Origin of the sequence: Streptomyces sp. S3(2020) (assembly GCF_013044505.1) — a bacterium.
Taxonomy (GTDB): domain Bacteria; phylum Actinomycetota; class Actinomycetes; order Streptomycetales; family Streptomycetaceae; genus Streptomyces.
In genome coordinates, this window is the sequence record NZ_JABERD010000416.1 from 1 (window position 1) to 3,734 (window position 3,734).

Below are 3,734 nucleotides of genomic sequence, written 5' to 3' on the forward strand. Positions count from 1 at the left end.
CGACCCTGCCGCCGAGCCCGCCCCCCTGCCGCACCGCCCCGAGTCCGGCATCACCAGCACCTGGGGCGCCAAGGCCGTCATGCAGCACCGCGGCGAGAAGGTGACGCTCAGCGGTCAGGGCTATGTCCTGGTCCGCTGGCAGATCTCCCCGCAGTCACGCCCCGGCGGGCTGGTCATGCCGACCTGGACGGGCCTCAAGGGCGAGCTCTTCCACGTCGCGTCCGGCGGCGGCCGCCGTATGGACGACGCCGACGACACCGGCACCTCGGGTATGGGCGGCCCCGCGATCGGCTACACGGTGCTGCCCGACGGCGCCCAGCAGATGTGGCAGAACGAGTACTTCTACCTCGACGGCACCGTCACCCTCAACCAGAACGAACGCGGCGCCGACTACGGCCTCATCGTCTTCCCCTCCACCTGGGAGGCGGCCGAGGAGGACGTCCGCTACGGCCCCCCGCAGGGCGCGGTCCGCTACGGGCTGGTCCGCGACAACGGCAAGGACACCGCGCCGGTACCGCAGTACGTCACCCGTGAGAGCCCCGCCGATCCGGCGACGGTGTCCCAGCGCTCCCGGGTGTAGCCGGTCTGTTGTAGCGGTCCTGAGCCTCCATCACCTCGTCGCCGTGCTCGAAGGCCCAGGCGCCGAAGGCGTCGATCGGGGCGAGCAAAGTCCGTCCCAGGCCGGTGAGTTCGTACGCGACACGGGTTCCCCCGGACGCGCGGCGGTGGACGAGCCCGTTGAACTCCAGCCGGCGCAGCGTCTCGGTGAGCACCTTCTGGCTGATACCGCCGATACGGTCCCTGAGCTCCCCATGGCGCACGGGCCCGTCCCGCAACGCCCACAGCACCACGGCGTTCCAGGTGTGGGAGAGCAGGTCGAAGGCGAGACGGGCGCGGCAGTCGGCGAGGTACGTCACGTACCGAATGGTGCCCGAGCGGCTTCCTACAGTCCTGTCCCATGCGGATAGGGATTCTCGGAACGGGCGGAATGGCGGACGCGCTGGGCACGCGGTGGCGGCGGGCCGGGCACGAGGTGGTGGCCGGGAGCCGGTCACAGGGAGGGGTGCGGGAAGCGGCCGCGTTCGGGTCGGACGCGGTGCTGCTCGCGGTGCCCTACGAGGCGGTGGTGGGGGTGGTGACGGACCTCGAAGAGGTGCTGCGCGGACAGGTGTTGATCGACTGCACCAACCCGGTGGGCCACCCCGGCTTCAGACTGCTCACGGCGGGCGGCCCGTCGGCCGCCGAACGGATCGCGGCCGCCGCACCGGCCTCTCGGGTGGTCAAGGCCTTCAACCTCTGCCACGAGGACGTCTGGCGTCTGACCCCGCCGGTCTTCGACGGCCGCCCGCTGGCCGTGCCGCTGTGCGGGGACGACGAGGGGGCCCTGGATGTCGTACGACGACTCGTGCGCGACCTCGGCTGTGTGCCGCTGAACGCCGGCGGACTGGACCGGGCCGGGCTGGTGGAGGCGACGGCGGCGCTGCTGATCGGGCTGTGGGTGGGAGAGGGAGCGGACGCGCAGGCGATCGCGCCCCCGCTCCAGTGGGCCTGAGCCGGTCCCGTGGAGCGGATCGGGCGGGATCCGGTGCGTGCGGCGGCGACGCGGCGGATACGTGTACCGGCCCCCGCGGCGCCGGAATGGTCCGCCGGACCGGCCCTAGGGCGCTTCTGGAGCGGGGGCGCGATCGCCTGCGCGTCGGGCGGACCGGTCGCCCGGAGGCCGACCAAGAGCCGTCAGAAGCGCCCTAGCCGTCGCGCAGGGCGCAGAGGGTGTCGACGCGGTTCGTGGTGATCGAGTCGACGCCCGCCGCGATGAGACGGCGCATCGAGCGGACCGTGTCGGGGGTCCAGACGGAGACGAGGCAGCCGTCGCGGTGGACGCGTTCGGCGAGGGGCTTGTCGACCAGCCCGAAGCGGTAGTTGAGCCAGCGCGGACGCACCGCGTCCAGCAGCGCGGGGCGCGGTGGGGCCAGCGACGTCCAGGTCAGGGCGATCTCGGCGGCCGGGTCGGCGGCGCGTACGGCGAGCATGGCGGGGGCGCCCGCGCAGTAGTACACGCGGTCCTCGGCCCCGCCCTCCCGTACGGCGTCGACGACCCGGCGGGCCGCCTCCACATCCGGTGTGCCCGGCAGGTCGATCATCAGCCGGGCCCCTTCGGCCACCGCCAGCGTCTCGGCCAGAGTCGGCACTCCGCCGTCCGTGAGGCCGCGTACCTCGTCCGCCGACAGGGACCCGATCGGCCGGTCGTGCGCCCACAGCCGCTTCAGCGTGTGGTCGTGCAGCAGCACGGGGACGCCGTCCCGGGTGAGGCGTACGTCGATCTCGACGGCGTCCGCGCCCAGTTCGAGCGCGGAACGCACGGAGTCGAGCGTGTTCTCACGGACGCGGTAGGGGTCGCCGCGATGGGCCACTGCGGTCAGCTTCTGCATGGGCCCATTGTGGTGGCGTCAGGGCGTGAGCCAAGCCGTCGTGTACGTGTCGATCTCGTCCTTGATACGGGCCTTGCCCGGCTCGTCGAGGAACGACGCCCCGATCGCGTTCTTGGCGAGGTCGGCCAGGCCGCGCTCGTCCAGGTCGAGGAGACGGGCGGCGACGGCGTACTCGTTGTTCAGGTCGGTGCCGAACATGGGCGGGTCGTCGGAGTTGACGGTGACGAGGACACCGGCCTTCACGAACTCCTTGATCGGGTGCTCGTCGAGGTGGTCCACCGCGCGCGTGGCGATGTTGGAGGTCGGGCACACCTCCAGGGCGATCCGCTCCTGGGCGAGATGGGCGAGCAGCTTCTCGTCCTGTGCCGAGCTGGTGCCGTGGCCGATGCGCTCGGCGCGCAGGTGGGTCAGCGCGTCCCACACCGTCTCCGGGCCGGTCGTCTCCCCGGCGTGCGGCACCGAGTGCAGGCCCGCCGCGATCGCGCGGTCGAAGTACGGCTTGAACTGCGGCCGCGGTACGCCGATCTCGGGCCCGCCGAGCCCGAAGGAGACGAGGCCCTCGGGGCGGACGCGGTCGTCGGTGGCGAGCCGTACGGTCTCCTCGGCGGCCTCCAGGCCCGCCTCGCCGGGGATGTCGAAGCACCAGCGCAGCACGGTCCCGAACTCGGCCTCCGCCGCCTTGCGGGCGTCCTCGATCGCGTCCATGAACGCGCGCTCGTCGATGCCGCGGCGGGTCGAGGAGTACGGCGTGATGGTCAGCTCGGCGTAGCGCACCTGCTGCCGGGCCAGGTCGCGGGCCACCTCGTACGTCAGCAGGCGTACGTCCTCCGGTGTGCGGATCAGGTCCACGACGGACAGGTACACGTCGATGAAGTGGGCGAAGTCCGTGAACGTGAAGTAGTCCGCCAGGGCCTCGGGGTCGGTGGGGACCTTCGAGTCGGGGTGGCGGGCGGCCAGTTCGGAGACGATCCGGGGGGAGGCGGAGCCGACGTGGTGGACATGCAGTTCGGCCTTGGGCAGCGAGGCGATGAAGGCGTGCAGGTCGCGCGGGACGCTGGGGTCGATGAGGTGCTCGGTCAAGGTTCCTCCCCGGAACGGCGCCCTCGGCCGGCGTGCGGCGTGCGGTGGGCGCGGGTGATCGGCTGATCGATGACTCGGGGATCATCGTAGGCCGCCAGGGCGGGGGCAGGGGCGCTGGTCGTAGCATGACGGGCATACGACGGAGGGGGTCCCGAGCATGTCCGACGAGGCGCGACAGCCGGAAGGCGAGGCGCACGGGTCGACTCCGTCGGCTTCCGGCTGTCG

At 72.3% G+C, this 3,734-nt stretch carries 4 protein-coding genes and 1 pseudogene; 2 read left to right on the forward strand and 3 right to left on the reverse strand.

The genetic code is table 11. The features are described from left to right. A pseudogene (locus tag HLK59_RS48845) lies at positions 1 to 580 on the forward strand (sigma-70 family RNA polymerase sigma factor); the annotation flags it as partial. On the opposite strand, the gene HLK59_RS48850 reads toward HLK59_RS48845, so the two are convergent. Beyond that, positions 525 to 926: a helix-turn-helix domain-containing protein gene (locus tag HLK59_RS48850; RefSeq protein WP_171148147.1), complete on the reverse strand. Its 402-nt coding sequence runs from the start codon at positions 924 to 926 to the stop codon at positions 525 to 527. The pseudogene HLK59_RS48845 and the gene HLK59_RS48850 sit on opposite strands and share 56 nt — an antisense overlap. A 32-nt stretch (positions 927 to 958) precedes the next feature. On the opposite strand from HLK59_RS48850, the gene HLK59_RS48855 reads away from it, so the two are divergent. After that, a complete protein-coding gene (locus HLK59_RS48855; RefSeq protein WP_171148144.1) occupies positions 959 to 1,552 on the forward strand; it encodes an NAD(P)-binding domain-containing protein in 594 nt (197 codons plus the stop codon). A gap of 193 nt (positions 1,553 to 1,745) precedes the next feature. Here the strand turns inward: HLK59_RS48855 and HLK59_RS48860 are convergent, their stop codons facing one another. Continuing rightward, entirely contained in the window at positions 1,746 to 2,429 is a 684-nt protein-coding gene (locus HLK59_RS48860) for a glycerophosphodiester phosphodiesterase (protein WP_171148145.1), read from the reverse strand. Between the two features lie 18 nt (positions 2,430 to 2,447). Then, positions 2,448 to 3,509 (reverse strand): adenosine deaminase, encoded by a 1,062-nt coding sequence (locus HLK59_RS48865; RefSeq protein ID WP_171148146.1) that lies wholly within the window; start codon positions 3,507 to 3,509, stop codon positions 2,448 to 2,450. Positions 3,510 to 3,734: the final 225 nt, after the last annotated feature.